This is a genomic window from Natrinema thermotolerans (assembly GCF_031165565.1).
In the GTDB taxonomy this organism is placed as follows: domain Archaea; phylum Halobacteriota; class Halobacteria; order Halobacteriales; family Natrialbaceae; genus Natrinema; species Natrinema thermotolerans.
In genome coordinates this window covers 3852571-3873298 of record NZ_CP101873.1, presented here as the reverse complement: position 1 = coordinate 3873298, position 20728 = coordinate 3852571, and the positions used below count along the sequence as shown (strand labels likewise).

Here is a 20728-nt window from a genome sequence, read left to right as displayed (position 1 = left end):
CCCAGGAACATGTTCTCGTATGGTACTTAAATGGCGGTCCGTACCTACCCGCGGGCCACGGCCGGCCGAGAACCGGGACACGGCACGGGCCCGTCCCGCTATCGGTACGGCCCGCGACGCGCGGGACGGGTCCCGAGTTCGAGCGAGACGGACCGTTCGGTGCCGTCGCGGCGGACGGTCAGCTCGACGGTATCGCCCGGCCGCGTCTCGAGCGCGAGATAGCTCTCGAGGTCCTCTTTCGTCGCCAGTGCCGTCCCGTCGACGGCGAGAAGAACGTCACCGCCGACGGGCACGCGTCCCCGACCGGTGTACTCCGTTCCGGGACTCGGCTCGAGGACGCCGGCCGCCGGCCCGCCGCCGACGATATCGACGACGAGTAGCCCGCCGCGGTCCGCGAGGTCGTTCGCGGACGCGACGGCGGGCGTGACGTCGGTGAACGACGCGCCGAGAAACGAGTGGTCGTACGCCCCTTCTTCGACGAGGTCGGGGACGACGCGTTCGGTCAGTGCCGCGGAGATGCCGAAGCCGACGTTGTCCCCGCCGCCGGAGTTGATGACCGCGGCGACCGCGCCCTCCAGCGTCAGCAGCGGGCCGCCGCTGTTGCCCGGGTTGACCGCGGCGTCGGTCTGGATCGCATCGGGGATGCTGTAGCCGGTCGGTGCCGGGATCGACCGGTCGACGCCGCTGACGATCCCCGTCGTGATCGTTCCCTCGAGATCGAAGGGGTTGCCGATCGCGACGACCTCCCGACCGACGGCCGGCGGGTCGTCGACGAAGGGAAGCGGCGTCGCCGACGACGGCGGGTCCTCGACCGCGACGGCGGCCAGATCGCTGTGGGCGTCCGCGCCCGCGACCGACCCGGACCGCCACTGCCCGTCGGCGAATCGGACCTCGACGACACTCGCGGTTCCGACCACGTGGGCGTTCGTGACGACGTGGCTCTCGTCGAACGCGAACCCGGTCCCGCTCCCCTTCGGGGTCCGGATCTCGACGACCGAGTCGATCGCGTCCTCGTAGACGGTCCCGTACGCGTTGTCGGCTGCGGTCGCGGCCGTCGATTCGGTCGGATCCGGCGGCTCCGAATCCGCCGATCGGGCGAGACAGCCGGCGGTTCCTGCGACGACTGCACCACACGTTGCCGTGAGAAGCCGCCTGCGGGAGACGCTCGGCGTCATGGCTCCGTTCGAATATTTTGGCTCGAGCCACGTATATGTTGACCGACGGTAGAGTACGGAAACCGAACAGGACAGGTGAGCCGGTCCGAACGGGGTGTCTCAGCTGCTCACTCGACCCAGACCGTCTTCCGGTTGACGAACTCGAGCATGCCGTCGCGCGCGAGTTCGCGGCCGTAGCCCGACTCCCCGACGCCGCCGAAGGGCACCCGCGGATCGGATTTGACGAGTTGGTTGACGTAGACACAGCCCGCGTCGATCTCGCGGGCGAGCCGTCGGCCGCGCTCGCGGTCTTCCGTCCAGATGGTCGCCCCGAGGCCGAACTCGGTGTCGTTGGCTTTGGCGACGAGGGCGTCCTCGTCGTCGATCTCGTAGACCGCGGCGACCGGCCCGAACGTCTCCTCGCTGTCGGCCGGACAGCCCTCCGGAACGTCCGCGAGGATGGTCGGCGGATAGAACGCGCCCTCGCGGTCCAGCGGTTCGCCACCGGTGAGTAGCTCCGCACCGGCCGCGACGCTCGCTGCCACCTGTTCGTGGAGTTCGTCCATGAGGTCCGCCCGGGCCTGCGGGCCGATATCCGTCTCCTCGTCCGTCGGATCGCCGACGGTCAGCGACTCGACCTCGTCGACAAAGGCCTCGAGGAACTCGTCGTAGACGTCGGTGTGGACGAGGAATCGCTTGCCGGCGATGCAGGACTGACCGCCGTTCTGGTTGCGCGCCCACGCGCCGGTCTCGGCCGCGGCCTCGATATCGGCGTCGTCGAGAACGACGAACGGGTCGCTCCCGCCCAGCTCGAGGACGGACGTTTTGAGCTGGTCGCCCGCCGTCGAAGCCACGGCGCGACCGGCCGGACCGCTGCCGGTGACGGTCGCGGCTTTGACGCGGTCGTCCTCGATGACATCGTCGACAAGATCCGAGGAAATCAGCAGCGTCTGGAAGACGTCCTCGGGGTAGCCCGCCTTTCGGAACACGTCCTCGATCGCTTGCGCGCAGCCGGGGACGTTCGAGGCGTGCTTGAGCAGCCCGACGTTCCCCGACGTGAGATGGGGTGCCGCGAATCGGAACACCTGCCAGAACGGGAAGTTCCACGGCATCACCGCCAGGATCGGACCGAGCGGATCGTAGACCGTCTCGACCGACGAGCCCGGCGGGCTCGGGTGGCCGTCCGCCGAGAGGTAGGCGCTGCCGTGTTCGGCGTAGTGGTCACAGACCCAGGCACACTTCTCGACCTCGGCGACCGCCTGCGAGATCGGCTTCCCCATCTCCCGGGTCATCGTCTCGGCGTACTCGCGCTTGTTCTCGCGAAGCACGTCCCCTGCGGCCGCGAGCAGTTCCTCACGCTCGCGGATCGGTCGGTCACGCCACTCCTCGTAGGCCGCCGTCGCACGCTCGAGGGCGTCGTCGACATCGGATTCGGTATGCTCCTCGACCGTCCGCTCTCGCTCGCCGGTGGCCGGATTGATGACCTCCATACGGAACCCCATCATTACGCATTCAGTTTAACTTTTCGTAGGAAACAGGGATTCGGTTCAAATAAAATGTCTTGGGGCGTCATGGGTTCGACTGACGATCGACTCCACCACCGACAGCGCGCCGGCCGCGTCGTCGGTCGGGTCGAACCGATTCGTCCGGAGGTATAAGTCCACGACCCGTTTCGATTCGTATATGCCCGAAGTCACGTCGCTCGAGGGCCTCGACGATGCGCCCCACGCAGAAGTCTTCGACTTACAGACGCCACGAACCGTCCGTCTCGAGTTGACCGAGGATCAGCGTGTTCCCGAACACCGCCATCCGGAGTCGAACGTCGTCCTCCACCTGCTCGAGGGAGCCGTGGAACTCTCCCTCGGTGACGAGGTCTACGACCTCGAGCCGGGCGATATCGCTCGGTTCGACGGTGATCAGGACATTTCTCCGTACGCGCGCGAGGCGAGTACGGCACTGCTCGTTTTCGCCCCGAAGACCGATTAGCCCACCGTCGTCGCGACTCCTTTCGTCTGCCGGTAATCGCTCGCGAGCAACGCCTCGAGCCGTGCGACGATCGCCTCGCGGTCGCCGTCGGCCCACTCGCTTGGCTCCCTGATCGGAACGACCAGCACCCCTCGTCCGCGGATCTCGCTCGCGTGGAGCGCGCCCATCTCGAGGGGGTCGTCGTACCGACGGCGTTGGGTCGTGTACTCCCGGAGGACCCGGTCGGTCGCACGGGCACCGACCGGCAGGAGGATATGTGCGTTGATCGCGCGGAGTTCGGCGTCGAAAAACCGCTCGAGGTCGGCGTAGTCGTCGTCGGTCGGCGCTTCGTCCGCGGGCAGGCTACAGAGGTAGACGTAGCTCCAGAAACAGTTCTCGAGGACGGGGTCGTCCCGTGGGCCGCTCGCGAACCCGACCGCGCGAGCGACGTCCTGGACGGCGAGTCCGGCCGCAGTTTCGGTGAACGGGACCCCGGTCGTTTCGCCGCCATGGACGCCGGGGTAGTCGCCGATCACGTGGAAGTCGGCGTTGGCGTCGCCGTAGCCGAAGACGGCGGCCCGGTCCTCGGGATCGGAGCGATCGACCGGCGCACGCAGTCCGAACGGGTTGCTCGTCCTGTCCGTAACGTTTCGCACAGCCGTTCGGAGGCGATTCGCGATCAAAACCGCGTCGGTCGCGGCGAACGGGGCCGCCCGCCACCGGTCCCGTTCGCTACTGGGTACTCTCCGGGCCGGTATCGCCCTGTCCGCCGTTCGCGGGCGGATGGCGGTGGCTTTATGCCCCGTTGGCCGATCATGTCGCACATGTATCAGGTGGGCCACTACGGCGGTGCGCTCACGGCGTACGCACCGCTTGGCACCATCATCGCCGTGGGCGGCTACGGCGAGGTCGCGATCGTCGGCGGCCTCGTCTGTGTCGCGCTCTCGACGCTGCCGGACTACGATCACCGGCTCCCGCTGATCGACCACCGCGGACCGACCCATACGATCCCGTTCGCGCTGTTGGTCGGCATCGGCCTCGCGACGATCACCGGCGTCCTCGTCGACGCGCCCTCGGCCTTTGCCGACGTCGGATTCGTGACCTTCGCCTTCCTCGTCGGTTTCGTCTCGGTCGGCTCCCATCTGTTCGTCGACGCGCTGACGCCGATGGGCGTCCGCCCGTTCTGGCCCCTCTCGCGGCGACGGTACTCCCTCGAGGTGACGACCGCGGCGAACCCGGTCGCGAACTACGGACTGTTCGGACTGGGCCTCGGCTCGATTCTCACGGGGGCCGCAATCGTCGTGGTCGTGGGCTGATCGAACGGGAAAAGGGCGACGGCGTCCGTTCCTACCGGTCAGGGCGAGAGCGCGCCGGCGTCGTCCCCGGACGTATCCGCGGAGCGGGTAAGCACCAGTCCGGCGAGGAAGGTGACCAGCGAGACGGCCACCGCGACGAGGTACGGCACCTCGAGCGCGGGGTTGATCGCCTGCCGGCCGAAGAAGAGGACGGCGATCACGATCGGCGGTGCCGCGAGCAGCGGGACGACGGCGCGACCCGTCAGGCGGCGACGACCGACCATCGCGGCGACGATCGCCGCACCCAGCAGGACGAGCGTCACGCCGTACTGGGCCATCTGCATCGTCGGCGAGTAACTCGAGAGTTCCGAGCCGACGACGGGGCTGAGCGTGACGTGGACGGGTAGGGCGACGAGCCCCAGTACGAGCGCGGCGACGACGTGGCGGCTGGTCAGTCGGTGTGCCCACACGAGGACGGTCGCGACCAGAAACAGGGTGAAGATGGTGACGGCCGTCCAGAAGTGCAGCGAGAGGATATCCATCGTGTACGTGGTGACCGTCTCGCGACCGAGTGCGACCTGCACCGGCGTCAGGACCATCCCGAGGACGACCAGTCCGGCGACGTTTCGGTCGATATCGGGCAGTCGCCAGGCGGCGATCGCGGAGCCGATGATGGCGAAGCCGGCGAACATCGAGACGAAGCGGTGGAACCACTCGTAGAAACTCGGGAGGTTCGCTGGGAACAGGTTAAACGGTCCGGCGTCACACTGCGGCCAGTTGGCCTCGCAGGCCAGCCCGGAGCCCGTCGCCTTCGCGGCGATCCCCAGCAGGATCGTCGTCGCGACCAGCGCGAGCGTTACCGTCAGCAGGTGCGGGAAGCCGAACCGATCGATCAACGATCGAAACCTCGAGTCGGGCGTGTGATTATCGTACGACACGGTCTCTAGCGGCCGTTAGGACGGCCCCTACTTAGGTTGACCGAGTCGTCCGATTCGCTGGGAATCGGGGCGGGATACCGTTCTTGCGGCTCCCTCACGGGTCCCCGCAGACCGGCGTTCGCCGCATTCAAGACGCGGCCTCGCAAGCACCCGATATGGACAAACACGACCGGCTCGAGGCCCACCTCGAGTCCACCGGACTCGATTCGGTCTGGTTCGCTCGGCCGAACGCATTTGCATGGCTCACCGGCGGGAACAACGTCGTCGACCGCGAGGGCGACGCCGGCGTCGCCGCCGTCGGGTACGACGGCACCGCGATCACGCTCGTGGCGAACAACATCGAGGCCGATCGCATCGTCGCCGAGGAACTCCCCGACCTCGATGCCGACGCGGTGTCGGTCGTCGAGTTCCCCTGGCACGCGTCGTCGCTGGCCGCGGCGATCGCCGATCGCGTCGGCCCGGACGAACGGGCGGCCGCGGACATCGAGGTCCCGGGCCTCGAGCGCGTCGACCCGACCGCGCTGCGCCAGCCCCTGACCGAGCGCGACCGGGAGCGCTACCGCGACCTCGGCGAGGAGACGGCGGCCGCCGTCGAGTCGGTCTGCCGGGAGCTCCAGCGCAGCGATACGGAACACGAGGTCGCCTCGGCGCTGCGAGTCGCGCTGTCGGCCCGGAACATCGAGACGCCGGTGGTCCTCGTCGGCGGTGCCGAACGCGTCCAGCGCTACCGCCACTACACCCCGACCGAGGCCGAACTCGGCGACTACGTCCTCGTCTCCGTGACCGCCGAACGGGGCGGCCTCCACGCGAGCTGTACCCGAACCGTCGCGTTCGACCCGCCGGCCTGGCTCGAGGAGCGCCACAGAGCGGCCGCTCGCGTGGAGACGACGGCGCTGGCGGCGACGCAGGCGGCGGCCATCGATGGTGAGACCGACGGCAGCGGAACCACCGGCGGTACCGCAGGTGCCGTGTTCGCGGCCATACAGGACGCGTACGACGCGGTCGGCTACGAGGGCGAGTGGCGACATCACCACCAGGGCGGGGCCGCCGGCTTCGCCGGTCGGGAGTGGATCGCCACGCCCGGCCACGACGAGCCCGTCGAAGCGCCGATGGCTTACGCGTGGAACCCCACAGTACAGGGCGCGAAAAGCGAGGATACGGCGCTCGTCGCCGACGACGGGATCGACGTCCTGACGGCGACGGATCGCTGGCCAACCATGACCGCGACGGCGGTCGATCGGGATCTCGAACTCGAGCGGCCGGTCCCGCTCGTCCGCGAGGCGTAAGTCGGATCCCGGCTACTCGTCGCCGTCCGCCGGGTCGTCGGCGTCCGTCCCGATGGGTTCCGTGTCCGTCTCATCCTCGAACTCGATGACGTCGGCGTCGTCCGACTCGTCGGACTCGCGGGTCGGTGCCGCGTCGTCGATCGTGATCGTCACCGGTTCGGTCTCGTCCTCGAGATCGGGCGGCGTCCCGCGGTCGGCCTCCCGATCGACGATACGATCGAGCGTGAAGATCGTGTTCAGTTCCGCCTGGACCTGGTCGACGACGCCGCCGACGAGTTCGCTGGGCTGGATCGCGGTGTACTCGTAGGGGTTGTTGCCGGCCCCCTCGTTCTCCCGTTTCTCCCGCGTGACCCGTTCTTCCTCGTGGAGTTCCGCCAGCGCCTCGCGGACGGTGCTGGGATAGAGACCGGTCCCCTTCGCGACCTCCTCGGACGTACTCCCCGGGTTCGCGAGCAGGAACACATAGATCTTCGCGCGGGTCTCCGTGTCGAGGATCCACGAGAGCAGGTCGATCAGCCGCTGGTCGAGTTCCTCGACCGTCGGATTGCGGCGCTCTCCACCCGGCTCGACGACGTCGTGGTCCTCGAGCGGTTCGTTTCCCTCGCCGTCGACCGGACCCTCGTCAGTGTCGTCGAAACTCATGTGTTTTCTCGTACAGGTGGAGGCTTCCCGCGGAGTTAAACCTTTGTGGGGGTCGTCACTCGGTCTGCAGAAACAGCGAGTTACACAGCGCGTCCGGCCCCTCGTCCTCGAGCAGCCGGCGCTGGCGGTCAGCGCCGCTCTCGCGCTCGTAGACCCGTTTGATCCCGTCGATTCCGAGTCGTTCACACTCCCGGTCGACGAGTTCGCCCAGTTCGACGGTCCCCTCGAGGTCGCGGTCGATGAAGGCAGCGTCCTGTCCGTACCGGATCGCGCGCCACTTGTTCTCGTCGAGCAGTTCCCGCCGGTGGTCGTGACCGGTCGCGCCGTCCTCGTACTCCTCGGCCAGGGCACAGACGAGTGCGTGGGCGTACTCGACGAACGCCAGCACGACCTCGGGGTCGGCCTGGCCGTCGGGCGTCCGCAACTCGACGGTGCCGTGGGCGGTGTGGGGTCGCACGTCGTACCAGAGTTCGCCCCGATCGTTGATCGAATCGGTCTCGAGCATCCGGCGCTCGAACCGGTCGAAGGCCTCGAAGTCCTCGAAGTGGGTCGGCATGCCGGTGTTGGGAAGCGCCTCGAAGATCTTCGCGCGGGCCGACTGGAGCCCGGTGTCGAACCCGTTCCAGTACGGCGAGTTCGCGGACAGCGCGAGCATGATCGGCACGTACCACCGCAGTTCGTTCGCGATCCAGACCGCCTTGTCGGCGTCGTCGACGCCGACGTGGACGTGGACCCCCGCCGTCGTGTTCCGGTGCTGGGGATACTGGATCCGGTCGAGCTGTGCCCGATAGCGGGGTTTCTCGGCGTGTTCGAGTTCCTGCCACTTCGCCAGCGGGTGGAGGCCCGCGGCGGCGATCCGGTAGCCGTGAGCCTCGGCGTGGTCGACTAACGCCTGCCGGATCGCAAGCAGCGAGTCGCGGGCGTCGTCGGGGTCCTCGATCAGCGGCGTCTGGGTCTCGATGACGAACTTGAACAGTTCGTGATCGAGTCGGCCCTCGAGGATCTCGGGCGGGTCGTGTTCGTAGACGAGGTCGTCGGTCCCGCTGGTGGGGCGACCGTCCTCGTCGACGACGAAACACTCCTCCTCGATCCCCAACGTACCCATGCGCGTAAACGACTCTCGGGACCCGCGTTCCATCGTATCGCCTTTTCGACGCCGACAGTAAATACGGTTTGGAGTCGGAGCGTTCGGCCGGAACGTGGGCCGGTCGCCCCGCCCGCGCGATCAGGAGGCGACGCGTTCGGGCTCGGGCTCGCCGTCGGCCTCGTCCTCGCGGAGCTTGAACTTCTGGACCTTCCCGCTGGGGTTCTTGGGGAGTTCGTCGACGAAGTAGTAGGTCCGGGGGCGCTTGAAGTCGGCCAGCTGGTCGCTCTCGCGAACGAACGCGTCGAGATCGGACGCCTCGACGCCGTCGGCGACGACGTAGGCGGCGACCCGCTCCCCCCACTCGTCGTCGGGTTCGCCGACGACGGCCGCCTCCGCGACGGCGTCGTGGGCGAACAGCGCGTCCTCGACCTCGGCCGGATAGACGTTCTCGCCGCCGGAGACGATCATATCGTCCTTGCGATCGACGACGTAGAGGTAGCCGTCGTCGTCGCGGTGGCCCAGGTCGCCGGTGTAGTACCAGGTCGTGCCGTCGGCCTCGCGCAGCGACTCCGCGGTCGCCTCCGGTCGGTTCCAGTACTCGCGCATCGTGCAGGGGCTGGCGATCAGGATCTCGCCGATCTCGCCCGGCTCGACTTCGGCGTCCGGCTCCGCGTCGGGTTCGACGATCCGCAGCCGGTGGTTGAGCGCCGGGAGGCCGGCCGAGCCCTGCTTCGAGAGCTGGTCCTCCGGGGGCTGGAAGACGCCGGCGGGGCCGATCTCGGTCATCCCGTAGGCCTGGAGGTAGTCGTCACAGAGGTGTTCCCGGCAGTTCTCGAGGACCTGCTCCGGCATCGGGGCCGCGCCGTAGAGGCCGAGCCGGAGCGAGGAGACGTCGACGTCCGCTTCGGCGGCGGTCATCGACAGCGCGTTCCAGGCCGTCGGGGCCGCGAAGAGGAGCGTGACGCCGTGTTCCGCGACCGCCTCGAGGGTCGCCTCCGGATCGAACTCGTGGTGGATGACGCTGGTCGCGCCGCGGTGGGTCCGCGGGAAGAGGTTACAGTGGAGTTCGGCGCAGTGATACAGCGGCATCACCGACAGTCCCACGTCGTTGCGGGTCATCTTCCCCTCCGCGATACACAGGAGGTTGTGTTCGACCATGCTGCGGTGTTCGTGGACGACGCCTTTCGGCCGGCCCGTCGTCCCCGACGTGTAGATGAAGGCGTAGACGTCGTCTTCGGCGACGCGGACGTCGGGCTTCTCCGGAGAGCCCGACTCGAGCAGGTCGTAGAACCCGCGGGCGTAGTCGGGGGCCGCCTCGCGGTCGTCGTCGATGAACACGTACTCCGAGACGGTCTCGAGGTCTGGTTTGGCACCTTCGACGGCCTCCCGGGTGGCAGCCTCGAACAGTACCAGTTCGGCTTCGGCGTCGGTGACGATGTACTCGATCTCCCCCGCCGGCAGCCGGAAGTTCAGCGGGGTGAAGACCGCGCCGATCTTCGCGCAGGCGTAGACGGTCAGGGCCATCTCGGAGCCGTTGTACAGCACCGTCGCTACTCGATCCCCTTTCTCGATGCCGGCCTCGAGCAGGGCGTTGGCCAGCCGGTTTACCCGCTCGTCGAACTCGGCGTAGGTCCAGCGCTGGTCCTTGCGCGGATAGACGATCGCGTCCCGGTCGGGGTGGCGCTCGACCGTCCCCTCGAGCGTGTCGCCGATAGTGGGGTGTTCTGACATACCACGCTCGCGTACCACGACCGATCATATAGTAGTTAGTATGCGGCCGTTCGTCCGTTGATCGACGGATTTGTCTCGTCGGAGTCGGGTGCCGCGACAACAGGGCCGGGGTGGCCCGGGTGGGACTCGGTAACTCAGTGACTAGTTGAAGCCGCTCCCACGAACGGCTGCGTTAACACCCCACACGAACGGGCATGAGTGTACCGGCTGGGTTCGACGGTCGGTGGGAGAAAGAAACCTCGAAACCCGTCTTCGAATCGCTCTCGAGTGGCGAGAGTCCCTTACAGACCGTTACTTCGGTCGTGCGACGATCCCGAGGTGATCCGTATGATACCGCTCGAGCCGTTCCGCTTCCACGACCTCGTACCCCTCCTCCAACTCTCCCTGAACATCCTCGAACACCGCCGTTGGCTCTCGAGTCACGTCTTCACTCCGGGCTTTCACAGCCAGAAGCAGCCGTCCGTCGTCAGCCAAGAAGCGCCGATTCTCGAGCGCGACCCGCGCCTGCCCGCGCGTCGCCACGTCCTGGACGATCACGTCGACGTCGGACTCGACGACGTGGGCGTAGCTCTCGGGCTTCCGGGCGTCTTTCAGCAGCGGGAAGAGTCGATCGCGCGATTCCGCGGCCTCGAGCAGGTCCCGAGCCGGCCGCGCGGCGAACTCGACGGCGTAGGTCGGGCCGGCGAAGTCGGCCACGTGGCTCACGGTCGTCCCGCTGGCGGCCCCCAGATAGAGGACCGTCTCGCCGCCCGCGAGGCCGGTGTCCATGCCCAGCTCGAGCATCGCTCCGAGCTTGGATCGGTTCGGGTTCCACGCGCGCCACTCGCCGTCCTCAGAACTCTCCGAGTTCTGATTGGCTGCAGCAGACTCCGTCTGCTGAACGTCGGTTGGTTCGCCGTAGACCGGTTCGCCCTGTGTCGCGAGTCGCTCGGTCCCGTCGAACTCGCGGCGCTGGACCCCCGTCGGCAGCTCACTCATCGTCGACACCCCCGTCGGTCGCCGCCTCGTCTCCACTGTCTCCGTCCGCGTTTCGCGCCTGGATCGTCTCGATCCGCTCGGTCAGTTCCGCCTCGAGTTCCGGCTTCAGGTCGCCCGAGTAGTGATCGACGCGGGCGGCGATGGCGAGTTTCCCCGCGACCGCACGCGCCGCGGAGCCGCGCTCGTCGGGGTGGGTCCCCCGCACCGCGTCGTGGGTGTAGATGATCCCGTGTTTTGGCGAGGGCGCGTGGCCCCGCAGGTGGGCGAATAACGCGTCCTCCGCGCCCAACACCTGCACCGTGCCGCTGGGTTTCTTCGCGAGTTCCTCGAGGCCGCCGGCCAGCGAGATCAGCCGGGCCGCCAGCACGGGGTCGGCCAGCGCCGCAAGGTTTGGCGCGACGACCGGCGTCCGCCGTTGGACGAATTCACGGAGGTCATCGGCCTCGTCGGCCAGTCCAGCCACCCGTTCGGCCAGCGAGCGCACGGCTGGCTCACCGAGGTCGTCGCCGGCCTCGCCGCTGGCCACCTCCCGCGCGTACTCGACGCCGGTCCCGGCGTCGGGGTCGATCGTCCCGGCCCACTCGGCCAGCCGCTCGGCGAGTTCGTTGGCCGTTCGCTCGCAGTCGTCCATCGCCCGCACCGCGTGAACGAGCTGGCGGTCGTCGGCCCGCTCGCGCTCGGTCACCGCAGCCCGGGTGGCCTCGGTCGTCACCTCGCGGAGGGCGTCGTAGTACTCGTCGGTGTCGTCCGCGAACCCGTCTTCGACCGCGAGACGCGGCCAGTCGCGGGGCTCGTCGGCGCTTCCCTCGCGGACCGCGGCCGCCGTCGCGTCGGGATCGTCGCGGTCCCCGGCCGCGAACCACCCGTCCGTATCACTCATGGCGAGTCGTTCCGGGCGCGGGCGATTAAAGCCCCCGTTCGCGGTCGCGTCGATCGCCGCGGCTATGGCGACGGGCTCGAGGTCACACTCTCGGATTCGAACGACAATCAGCGGACCGTCAGACGCCGAACGTCGCGCGAAGCATGTCGCGGGTCCCGGGGCCGAGGCCGACGGCGACGACGGTGATCATGAGCAAGACGGCATAGCGCGGGCTGTCCTCGAAGACCGTCTCGTCGAAGATCCAGATGACGAAGACGGCGGCGGCGAGTTTCACCAGCAGGAACGGCCACGCGGAGCCGGTCGCCGACACCACATCGGCGGGCAACACGTCCGCAGTCGTGTTGGCGATGGCACGGTTGATCGGGTGTTTCGGGACGAGGTTGGCCGGGAGCCCGAGCGTCGTCGCCCAGTCGAGGCCGATCACGTTCGCGACCCCGTCGACCGCGTGGGCCCAGATGACCACGATCCCCATGTATCGGGTCCCGCGGTTCAGTTCCGGCGCGTATCGCTCGAGGCCGAACCAGGTGATCGCCGTCGCGACGGTCGCCCCGACGAGGACGACCAGCGGGATCAGCGGATAGAACTCCGAAAACGGCTCCGTCGCTGCCGTGTAAGCCAGATACGCGATCGTAATCGTCAGTACAGCAGTCCCGATCCCGGCCAGCGGATACTCGTAGCCCGAGACGTAGTCGTTGCGCTCGAGCCAGATCGAGGTCACGACCGCAAAGAGCGCGATGAAGAAGACGGTGAAGTAGATCAGCGGGCTGATGATGAAGCCCGACCACGGCAGCTGGATGGCCATCTCGCCGGTGTACTCGTAGGCGGCGGCGTTGGCGTCCTCGACGACACGCAGGGCGCCGCCAAAGAGCATGAACGGGAACAGGGCGAAAAAGCCCGCACGATACCGCTCGATCTCGAGCCGGCGCACGAGGAAGATGATCCCGATCAGCAACAGGACCAGCGTGGGGATGTAGCCGGCGTAGGAGACGAACGTGTAGCCGGGTTCGGCCGTCGGTCCGGCGTTGGTGGCCGCTTCGGTGCAGGGAACCTGTTCGCCGCCGGCCCAGGCGACGCAGTTCCAGCTGTGTGCGTCGGCGACGACGGGGCCCCAGAAGTACTGCCAGATGAACTCGACGTACACCCGCTGGGGGAAGATCACCGCCCCGAGGGCAACGACGACCGCAAGCGTGGCGACGGTCGCGGCCCAGACGCGCTCGGCCCCGAACCGGTCGATGAAATCGTCCATACCGGAATCCCGTAGTGGGGGGCGCTTACCGTTTCCGATTTCAGCCCGCCTGACACTCACGATTGCCCGCTGACGAGCGCCATCAGATGGACCGTCTCAGCCGTCGATCTCCCGGGCTGCCGCGAGGACGGCATCGTGAATCTCGCCGTTCGAGGCGACCAGTCCCTCGCTGTCGTGTCGCCAGCGATCCCCCGAGAGGTCGGTGACGACGCCGCCGGCCTCGCGGACCATGCCGACGCCGGCGACGGTGTCCCAGGAGTTGGCCCGCACGTTGGTCAGCGTCCCCTCGAGCGCGCCCGAGGCGACCATCGCCAGCTCGAGCTGGGCGCAGCCGTACCGACGCATGTCGTCGAACCGCCGGACGATCGCCCGGGTCGCGGCGGCGTACTCGTCGCGCCGGTCGCGGCCCCACCAGAACGTCGGGCAGACGGTGGCGGCCGCGGGATCGTCGCAGTCACTGACTGACAGCGGCTCGTCGTTGCGGGAGATGCCGTCGGGGCCGAACCGGTAGACGTCCCCGAGCGCGGGGCAGTCGAACGCGGCGGCGACCGGCTCGCCGTCGATCACGGCCGCGACGGCGGTGCCGAACGCCCGGGACCCGTCGACGTAGTTGTTCGTTCCGTCGATGGGATCGACGATCCAGGCCGGCCCCGATTCGGGAACCCGCTTCAACGCGTCCTCCTCCTCGCCGACGACGGGATCGTCCGGGAACGTCTCCCGAATCGTCTCGATGACTCGCTCTTGGGCGTCGCGATCGACTTGCGTGACGACGTCGGTTTCCCGGTCTTTCGACTCGATCTCGAGGTCGGTCCGGAACGAGTCGGCCGCGACGGCGGCTCCCGCCGCGGCCGCGCGAACCGCGACGGCTTCGCGGCGGGACGTGGCTTCGCTCATGTCCGTTCTCGGTGGCCGGGCCGGAAAAGTGGTCGTGGTATCCACAGATCGGAACCACGTTCCATCGTAGCGTTCGCGTTACTCGAGCGGACACAGCGTTTGCTGTCCGGTTCGTCGGTCGGCAGAAGTTTGCGAGGGCAAGACGCTCCGTCTTGCCGCGCACTATGGTGAGTGCGAGGGGAGGGGATCGAACCCACGAACTCCTACGAGAGCGGATCTTGAGTCCGCCGCCGTTGACCGCTTGGCTACCCTCGCACGCGTCTCCCTCTGGGGCCGCCCGGAGGTTAAATCGTCCGATTCGGATCGGCGGTGGCCCGAAAACGGATCCGTTCCGTCCCGTCACCGTCGGGGATGGCGGCGGGCCACGAGTGGCGCCTGACTCAGACGGCCCGCGTCTCGAGGTCGGCCTCGGTGTAGCGCCGGTCGCAGTTCACACACTGGTAGTCGCCCTCGATGTGGGCGTAGAGGCGTTCCCCGCAGTGCTGGCAGCGGCCGTACGGATGCTCCATACCGCGACGTAAGGGATCACATCCGAATAAAGGCGGTGCTTACACACTCGCCGTCTGAAGTGACCGACGGAGGTTTCCGGCGCTCGACCGTTCGGTCGGGTATGGACGACCACACCCGGGACCCGACGGTCGAGCCGCCCGCCGGAACCCCGACCGGATGGGATCCAGAGGCGGGTCGCTGGGACCACGCGACGCTCCGCCGGGCGACGGTCCACGGCGTCGCGTGCTACAACGCGGGCGCGTACCACGAGTCACACGACTGCTTCGAAGCGGAATGGTACAATTACGGGCGGGGTTCCACCGAGAGCGCCTTCTGTCACGGACTCGTGCAGGTCGCAGCCGGAGCCTACAAGCACTTCGATTTCGGGAACGACGACGGAATGCGGAGCCTGTTCGAGACCGCGCTGCAGTACCTCCGGGGAGTACCCAACGACTACTACGGCGTCGACCTCCTCGCCGTCCGGACGACGCTGACCAACGCCCTCGAAGACCCCGCGGTTCTCGAGGGCTGGCAAATCGAAATCGACGGGGAGGCCCCGGTCGCCACCGACGCCGACTTCGCGTACGCCGCGGGGCTCGAGGAGTAGCTGTGCCCCGCCGATCGTTTCTTGACGATCCATGTCGTCGAAACCCGAGCTAACATATATCACGGACGGTGTCGTTCACCCGGTATGTCATCCGAAACGGAACTCACGCGACTCTCCGCGACGGCTCTCGCGGCTCGCATTCGGAACGGCGACGTCACGGCGACCGAGGCGGTCGAGGCCCACCTCGAGCGGATCGACGAGCGCGACGACGAGATCAACGCCTTCGTCACGGTCTGTGCAGAGGAGGCCCGCGATGCGGCGGCGAAGGCCGACGCCGCGCTCGAGGACGGCGCGGACGTGGGTCCGCTCCACGGGGTCCCGCTCGCGCTGAAGGACTTAGGCGCGCTGAAGGCCGGCGTCCGACACACGTACGGCTCGGCGCTGTTCGCCGACCACGTCGCCGACCGGACCTCGGCGATCGTCCAGCGGCTCGAGGACGCCGGCGCGATCGTGATCGGAAAGACGAACACGCCGGAGTTAGGCCACAAGGGGACGACCGACAACGAACTGATCGGGGCGACCGCGTCGCCGATCGATCCCGACCTGAACGCCGGCGGCTCTTCGGGCGGCTCAGCGGCGGCACTGGCGGCCGGGATGGCCCCGATCGCGACGGGCAGCGACGCGGGCGGGTCGCTTCGCATTCCCGCGGCGGCCTGCGGCGTCTACGGGTTCAAACCGACGTTCGGGCTGGTACCCGACGACGGCCGGCCGAGCGCGTTCGGGCGCGAACTCCAGCACACGACGAAGGGGCCGATGACCCGGACCGTCGCCGACGCCGCCCTGTTGCTGTCGATCATGGCCGATCCCCACCCCGATGATCCCAACAGCGTCCCCGTCGAGATCGACTATCGGGGGGCCGTCGAGCGCCCGATCGACGACTACCGGATCGCCTACAGCCCCGATCTGGACGTCTTTCCCGTCGCCGACGAGGTCCAGACGGTCGTCGACGAGGCAGTCAGCGCCTTCGCGGACGCGGGCGCGACTGTCGACGAGATCGGCGTCGATCACGGCTACTCGATGGCCGAACTGAGCGAGGCCGCGATGCCGGCGTATACGACCTCCGTCCTCGAGAGTGCCACGGTCATGGAGGAGGCCCACGGCGTCGACTTTCGGGCACGATCCGACGAGGTCTCGGACAGCCTGCTTGCGATGCTCCACGTCGCCGACGATCACGGGCCCGCGGACGTCGCCCGGTCGGGGATCGTCCGCACTGGCGTGTACGACGCCGTTCAGGATGTACTGGCCGACTACGACCTGCTCGTGGCCCCGACGCTGTCGCAGGCCGACGTCTCCCTCCACGCCGATCTCGAGGCCGAGGCTTGGGAGTGGCCCATGACCTGGCCGTTCAACTGGACCGGCCACCCCGTCGCCTCGGCCCCCGCCGGGCTGACCGAGCGCGGCGGTCCCGTCGGCCTGCAACTGGTCGGTCGCCGCTTTGCCGACGACGACGTCCTCGCGGCGAGTGCGGCCCTCGAGCGCGAGCGGCCATGGGACGGGCTCTACGAATAGTCTCACCGGTCAGATCCGACGCCCTCAGATCGACTCGAACCGCTGTGCCGTCGGCAGCGCCCAGCCGTACGTGACCGCGGCCAGCCGCGTACCGACCGTGATCGCGGCGCAGGCGGCCGCGGCGGTGGTTCCCGACGCGCCGACGATCGCCACGATCCAGTAGGTCGTCCCGCCTAGCACGGCACAGCTCGCGTAGAAGTCCTCGAACAGGATGAACGGCGGGCGATCCAGCAGGACGTCGGCGATCGCGCCGCCGCCGACGGCGTTGATCGTCGCGATGACGACGACACCGAAACTCGAGACGCCGGCCCCGGACGCCACGATGGCCCCGGCCGTGGTGAACGCGGCGAGGCCGACGGCGTCCGAGACGAGCGTGACCGGATGATCGTCCGGCGACTCGAGGGCGATGCTGAGTCCGATCGCCAGGGCGATGCCGAGGAGTCCGAGGCCGATCTCCGTGGGATCGCTCAGCGCGAGCGGGACGCGGTTGACGAGGAGATCGCGCGTCGCGCCGCCGGCGAAGGCCGTGGCGAGGCCGACGACCGCGATCCCGAACAGATCGTACTCCTCGCGGATCGCCTTGCTCGCGCCGACGAGCGCGAACGCGACCAACCCGATCGCGTTCATCGCGACGAACGGGTCGGCGAGTACTGCGGTAGCGACGTCCCGTATCACGAGGGAGTCTCCGACCGGAACGGCCTTGAGCGCTACGCATCGCTCGGTCCGGCGCGCGGCGTTCCCGTTCCGATCACCAGCGGACACCCGACTCGCTCTCCGCAACCCAAACCCATTTTCGCTCGCTGGCCCACTTCCTGCACATGGGAACGAACGACGCCGAGACAGTCGCACCCGAAACGTGTCCGACAGCGAACGGCATGCCGATGCTCGGTCTGGGAACCTGGCAGAACGACGATCCCGAGCAGTGTGCCGAGAGCGTCCGTACGGCCCTCGAGACGGGCTATCGCCACATCGACACCGCCCAGGCCTACGACAACGAGGAGGCGGTCGGCGAGGGGATCGCCGCCGCCGACGTCGATCGCGAGGAGATCTTCCTCGCGACCAAGGTCTGGATCTCGAACCTCGACCACGACGACGTCCTCGAGACGGCCCGGGCGAGCCTCGACCGACTCGGCGTCGACTACGTCGATCTGCTCTACGTCCACTGGCCGGCCGGCGAGTACGACCCCGAAGGGACCCTCTCGGCGCTCTCGGAACTGTACGACGAGGGCCTGATCGAGAACGTCGGCGTGAGCAACTTCCGCCCCGAAGACCTCGAGGTAGCCGTCGACGTCTGTGACGCGCCGATCTTTGCGAACCAGGTCGAACTCCACCCGCTGCTTCCCCAGGCGGAGATCCGAGCGGCCTGCGAGAACGACGACGTCGAGGTCGTCGGCTACTCGCCGCTGGCCCGCGGGCAGGTCTTCGACCAGCCGGAGATTCAGGAGATCGCCGAGAAACACGGCGTCACCGAAGCACAGGTCAGCCTCGCCTGGGCCCGCGAGAAAGGCGTCACGGCGATCCCGAAGGCGACCGGCGAGGACCACATCGGCGATAACTGGGCCTCGCTGACGGTCGACCTCGAGCAGGAGGATATCGACGCGATCGACGCGATCGACGAGACGAGCCGCGAGGTCGACCCCGACTTCGCACCCTGGAACTGAGCGGAGCCACAGTCGCGAGTCGCGTTTTTCCGTCCGGTATCGACCTGTCGTTCGCAAAGAAAGAGAAGGAAAGTTTACGGTACGCCGGCTTTTTGGCTCGCGTATGTCTACCCGCTCACGAAGCGGTGGCGGCGGTGGGTTCGTCGGCGCGGTCAGAGCCGACGTCCAGCGGTTACACGGGGCCTGGATGGAGATCGTCTTCCCCAGGCAACGTGGCCGTGGCCACTCCGTCATGGGCAAGTGGCAACCCGAGAGCCTCCCGCAGAAGGTGGCCTATCACGGCTGGAGCGCGCTCGGGGTCGTCGGCTTGCTCCTCCTTTACCCGCTTACCGTCCTCGGCCTCGCGACCCGCTACTACGCGGCGAAACTCGACTCGACACGGACCCGGCTGGGCATCGTCGGCGTCACCGGCATCGCCCTGCTCGGCTGGGGCCTCCTGACGATCGCCTGGGGGGCGATGTCGTACATGGAACAGGTCGACATCCCCCTCGAGGCGGTGCTTGCGGTCGCGGCGGCAAGCGGCGTCGCGACGGTCGCGACCGCGCTCGCCGCGTCGGCGACGAAGGTCGGCGGCCGCGGGACGACAGTCGTCTTCGCCTACCCCTTCGCGATGACGGCGTTGTTCCTGCCGCCGGTCGTCGCCGCCCTGGTCACGCCATCGCTGCATCCGTACATCCTCGACCCCAGCTACGAGTTCGCCGCCTGGGCACTGGACAACGTGTTGGTCGTCGGCGGCCTCAACGAGTTCCTCCGGAGCAACTTCACGCTCGAGGGGGCGGCCTACGCCGGGATGTGGCTCGGGATTTCGTTCCCGCTGGGCTGGTTCTTCGGAATCGTCGTCGCGCTGGCGAACCTCGTTCGGCCGTCGCAGTAACTGCCGCTCGCTTTCGATCAACCGACGTGAACGGACTGCCGATTCCCGATACCATTAGGGGCCCCTGTCCTAACGGTCGCCCATGGAGTTCAACCAGACGACGACGGCGGCCGCGTTCCTCGCGATAATCGTGATCGGCGTCGGTGGCCTCGTCGCCGCGCCGATGATGGCGACGGAGACCGTCCTGATGATGGTCGCACCGTCGATGATCGCCTTCGGACTGATCATGCTCGCCATCGGCGTCAAACACGGCGAGTACCGCGCAACGGGTCGATAACGAACGGGTTCGACCCGGACTGCGTTCTCTCCTGAAGACCGGTGATCACGACGTTGTCACCGTCGGCACTCCTCGAGACGCTGCAACCGGAAGAAACGGGTAGTTAGCTGGCGAACGAGCGTCGGCGCCGACGGCCTACATGTAGCCGAGGTCGCGCAGGCGCTCCATCAGGTCTTCCTTGTCCTGGGCGCGGCCGGCGCGTTCGGTCGTTCCCTCGAGGTCCTGCAGCCACGCGGGGTCCTCGTCGGACTTCTCGGTACTGACTTCGCTGCCCAGCGAGCGGAAGCCGGCGAAGTACTTCGGCGAGATCGGGATGTCTTCCTGCTCGACGCCCTCGGGGAGGTCGTCGTCGGCCTCGGGGACGTAGCCCTCCTCGGGGAAGCCCTCGACCGTGTCCGGCACGACGAAGTTCCAGAAGGCGTCCCAGACGGCGGCCTCATCGAACTGCAGGATGGGCTGGATGCGGTCGTGGGGCGGGTAGATGTCGGGGTCGTGTCGCGGCGAGAAGAACGTCTCGTCGGCGCGGGCCTCCTGTTCGTCCCAGCGGACGCCGGAGATGACGCCGTCGATGTCGTACTCCTCTAAGGCGTCGTTGAGCGCGACCGTCTTCAGCAGGTGGTTGCCGACGTAGGTGTCCAGCAGGAACGGGAAGGTGTCTTCCTCGTACTCGAGGATCTCCCGGACGTGGTGCTGGTTGTGGTCGGAGAGTTCCGAAATGTCGATGTCGTCGCCGGGTTCGAGGCCGTGTTCGTCGACGTACTCGCCGACGTCCTCGTTGCGCGCGTAAATGACCTCGAGGTCCCACTCGTCGGCCCAGTGGTCGACGAAGTCGTGGATCCCGTCGAAGTGCTGGTAGTGGTCGATGAAGACCGCGGGCGGTACCTCGAGGTCGAAGCGGTCGGCGACCTCCTTGATGAAATACAGTGTCAGCGTCGAGTCCTTGCCGCCGGTCCACATCACGGCCGGGTTCTCGTAGGACTCGAGCCCCTCGCGGGTGACCTCGATGGCCTTCTCGATCTTGTCCTGAATGTGCTGGTAGTCCTCGGGGTCTTCGCCGTTGCCGTCGTCGTAATCGACGTCGACGTAGTCGGGGAAGTTCTCGGTCATCTCGTGTAATTAGATGTAATTAGGAACTGTAAATCCTTTGGGTCGGCGGAAACGCCTGTCGGGACTTCGGACCGCGAGCGGCCGACCCGACGAGCCGTGCGGCGAATA

The 20728-nt window shown here is 67.8% G+C and carries 22 protein-coding genes and 1 tRNA gene; 8 read left to right on the top strand and 15 right to left on the bottom strand.

Annotated elements, in window-relative coordinates; all coding sequences use genetic code 11:
• Window positions 1–98 precede the first annotated feature (98 nt).
• Window positions 99–1175 (bottom strand): S1C family serine protease, encoded by a 1077-nt coding sequence (locus NP511_RS19900; RefSeq protein ID WP_049966815.1) that lies wholly within the window; start codon window positions 1173–1175, stop codon window positions 99–101.
• Window positions 1176–1282: 107 nt separating this feature from the next.
• Window positions 1283–2644, bottom strand: coding sequence for an NAD-dependent succinate-semialdehyde dehydrogenase (locus NP511_RS19895; protein ID WP_049966814.1), 1362 nt, complete (start codon window positions 2642–2644; stop codon window positions 1283–1285).
• A gap of 193 nt (window positions 2645–2837) precedes the next feature.
• Between NP511_RS19895 and NP511_RS19890 the strand changes: the two genes are divergently transcribed.
• Complete coding sequence (locus tag NP511_RS19890) at window positions 2838–3140, top strand: cupin domain-containing protein (RefSeq protein WP_049966813.1); 303 nt, start codon at window positions 2838–2840, stop codon at window positions 3138–3140.
• Here NP511_RS19890 and NP511_RS19885 read toward each other — a convergent pair.
• On the bottom strand, window positions 3137–3775 hold the full coding sequence (locus NP511_RS19885) for a uracil-DNA glycosylase family protein (protein WP_049906049.1): 639 nt from the start codon (window positions 3773–3775) through the stop codon (window positions 3137–3139). The two genes, NP511_RS19890 and NP511_RS19885, sit on opposite strands and share 4 nt — an antisense overlap.
• A gap of 168 nt (window positions 3776–3943) precedes the next feature.
• On the opposite strand from NP511_RS19885, the gene NP511_RS19880 reads away from it, so the two are divergent.
• On the top strand, window positions 3944–4435 hold the full coding sequence (locus NP511_RS19880; protein WP_049966812.1) for a metal-dependent hydrolase: 492 nt from the start codon (window positions 3944–3946) through the stop codon (window positions 4433–4435).
• A gap of 38 nt (window positions 4436–4473) precedes the next feature.
• Here the strand turns inward: NP511_RS19880 and NP511_RS19875 are convergent, their stop codons facing one another.
• The gene (locus NP511_RS19875; RefSeq protein ID WP_049966811.1) at window positions 4474–5352 is read right to left on the bottom strand and encodes a COX15/CtaA family protein; all 879 of its coding nucleotides are present in this window, start codon (window positions 5350–5352) and stop codon (window positions 4474–4476) included.
• Window positions 5353–5507: 155 nt separating this feature from the next.
• Between NP511_RS19875 and NP511_RS19870 the strand changes: the two genes are divergently transcribed.
• Window positions 5508–6638 (top strand): M24 family metallopeptidase, encoded by a 1131-nt coding sequence (locus NP511_RS19870; RefSeq protein ID WP_049966810.1) that lies wholly within the window; start codon window positions 5508–5510, stop codon window positions 6636–6638.
• 12 nt (window positions 6639–6650) lie between these two features.
• Here NP511_RS19870 and NP511_RS19865 read toward each other — a convergent pair whose 3' ends face one another.
• The 9 genes from NP511_RS19865 to NP511_RS19825 form a co-directional block, all read right to left on the bottom strand.
• On the bottom strand, window positions 6651–7280 hold the full coding sequence (locus NP511_RS19865; RefSeq protein WP_049966809.1) for a helix-turn-helix domain-containing protein: 630 nt from the start codon (window positions 7278–7280) through the stop codon (window positions 6651–6653).
• Between the two features lie 55 nt (window positions 7281–7335).
• Window positions 7336–8418 (bottom strand): glutamate--cysteine ligase, encoded by a 1083-nt coding sequence (locus NP511_RS19860; protein ID WP_049966808.1) that lies wholly within the window; start codon window positions 8416–8418, stop codon window positions 7336–7338.
• Between the two features lie 87 nt (window positions 8419–8505).
• Entirely contained in the window at window positions 8506–10098 is a 1593-nt protein-coding gene (locus tag NP511_RS19855; RefSeq protein WP_049966807.1) for a fatty acid--CoA ligase, read from the bottom strand.
• 291 nt (window positions 10099–10389) lie between these two features.
• Window positions 10390–11076 (bottom strand): fibrillarin-like rRNA/tRNA 2'-O-methyltransferase, encoded by a 687-nt coding sequence (locus NP511_RS19850; protein WP_049966806.1) that lies wholly within the window; start codon window positions 11074–11076, stop codon window positions 10390–10392.
• Window positions 11069–11956: an NOP5/NOP56 family protein gene (locus NP511_RS19845; protein WP_049966805.1), complete on the bottom strand. Its 888-nt coding sequence runs from the start codon at window positions 11954–11956 to the stop codon at window positions 11069–11071. Before NP511_RS19845 ends, NP511_RS19850 begins: the two co-directional genes overlap by 8 nt.
• A 118-nt stretch (window positions 11957–12074) precedes the next feature.
• Window positions 12075–13202 carry a DUF63 family protein gene (locus tag NP511_RS19840; protein WP_049966804.1) on the bottom strand — a complete coding sequence of 376 codons (1128 nt, stop codon included), beginning with the start codon at window positions 13200–13202 and terminating at the stop codon, window positions 12075–12077.
• A gap of 96 nt (window positions 13203–13298) precedes the next feature.
• The gene (locus tag NP511_RS19835; protein WP_049966803.1) at window positions 13299–14096 is read right to left on the bottom strand and encodes an inositol monophosphatase family protein; all 798 of its coding nucleotides are present in this window, start codon (window positions 14094–14096) and stop codon (window positions 13299–13301) included.
• Window positions 14097–14268: 172 nt separating this feature from the next.
• A tRNA-Leu gene (locus tag NP511_RS19830) sits at window positions 14269–14351 on the bottom strand.
• Window positions 14352–14476: 125 nt separating this feature from the next.
• Window positions 14477–14605, bottom strand: a complete 129-nt coding sequence (locus NP511_RS19825; RefSeq protein WP_006180568.1) for a hypothetical protein — start codon at window positions 14603–14605, stop codon at window positions 14477–14479.
• Between the two features lie 101 nt (window positions 14606–14706).
• Between NP511_RS19825 and NP511_RS19820 the strand changes: the two genes are divergently transcribed.
• Window positions 14707–15192 carry a DUF309 domain-containing protein gene (locus NP511_RS19820; protein ID WP_049966802.1) on the top strand — a complete coding sequence of 162 codons (486 nt, stop codon included), beginning with the start codon at window positions 14707–14709 and terminating at the stop codon, window positions 15190–15192.
• An 84-nt stretch (window positions 15193–15276) separates the two neighbouring features.
• Window positions 15277–16701, top strand: a complete 1425-nt coding sequence (locus NP511_RS19815; RefSeq protein ID WP_049966801.1) for an amidase — start codon at window positions 15277–15279, stop codon at window positions 16699–16701.
• 24 nt (window positions 16702–16725) lie between these two features.
• On the opposite strand, the gene NP511_RS19810 is transcribed toward NP511_RS19815, so the two are convergent.
• The gene (locus tag NP511_RS19810; protein ID WP_371827954.1) at window positions 16726–17328 is read right to left on the bottom strand and encodes a trimeric intracellular cation channel family protein; all 603 of its coding nucleotides are present in this window, start codon (window positions 17326–17328) and stop codon (window positions 16726–16728) included.
• Window positions 17329–17519: 191 nt separating this feature from the next.
• Between NP511_RS19810 and NP511_RS19805 the strand changes: the two genes are divergently transcribed.
• The 3 genes from NP511_RS19805 (at window position 17520) to NP511_RS19795 (ending at window position 19513) form a co-directional block, all read left to right on the top strand.
• Entirely contained in the window at window positions 17520–18362 is an 843-nt protein-coding gene (locus NP511_RS19805; RefSeq protein ID WP_049966800.1) for an aldo/keto reductase, read from the top strand.
• Window positions 18363–18465: 103 nt separating this feature from the next.
• Window positions 18466–19236 carry a hypothetical protein gene (locus tag NP511_RS19800; RefSeq protein ID WP_049905981.1) on the top strand — a complete coding sequence of 257 codons (771 nt, stop codon included), beginning with the start codon at window positions 18466–18468 and terminating at the stop codon, window positions 19234–19236.
• 82 nt (window positions 19237–19318) lie between these two features.
• Window positions 19319–19513, top strand: a complete 195-nt coding sequence (locus tag NP511_RS19795; protein ID WP_006180574.1) for a DUF7333 family protein — start codon at window positions 19319–19321, stop codon at window positions 19511–19513.
• A 135-nt stretch (window positions 19514–19648) separates the two neighbouring features.
• Here the strand turns inward: NP511_RS19795 and NP511_RS19790 are convergent, their stop codons facing one another.
• Entirely contained in the window at window positions 19649–20620 is a 972-nt protein-coding gene (locus tag NP511_RS19790; RefSeq protein WP_049966799.1) for a phosphoadenosine phosphosulfate reductase family protein, read from the bottom strand.
• Between the last annotated feature and the right edge of the window lie 108 nt (window positions 20621–20728).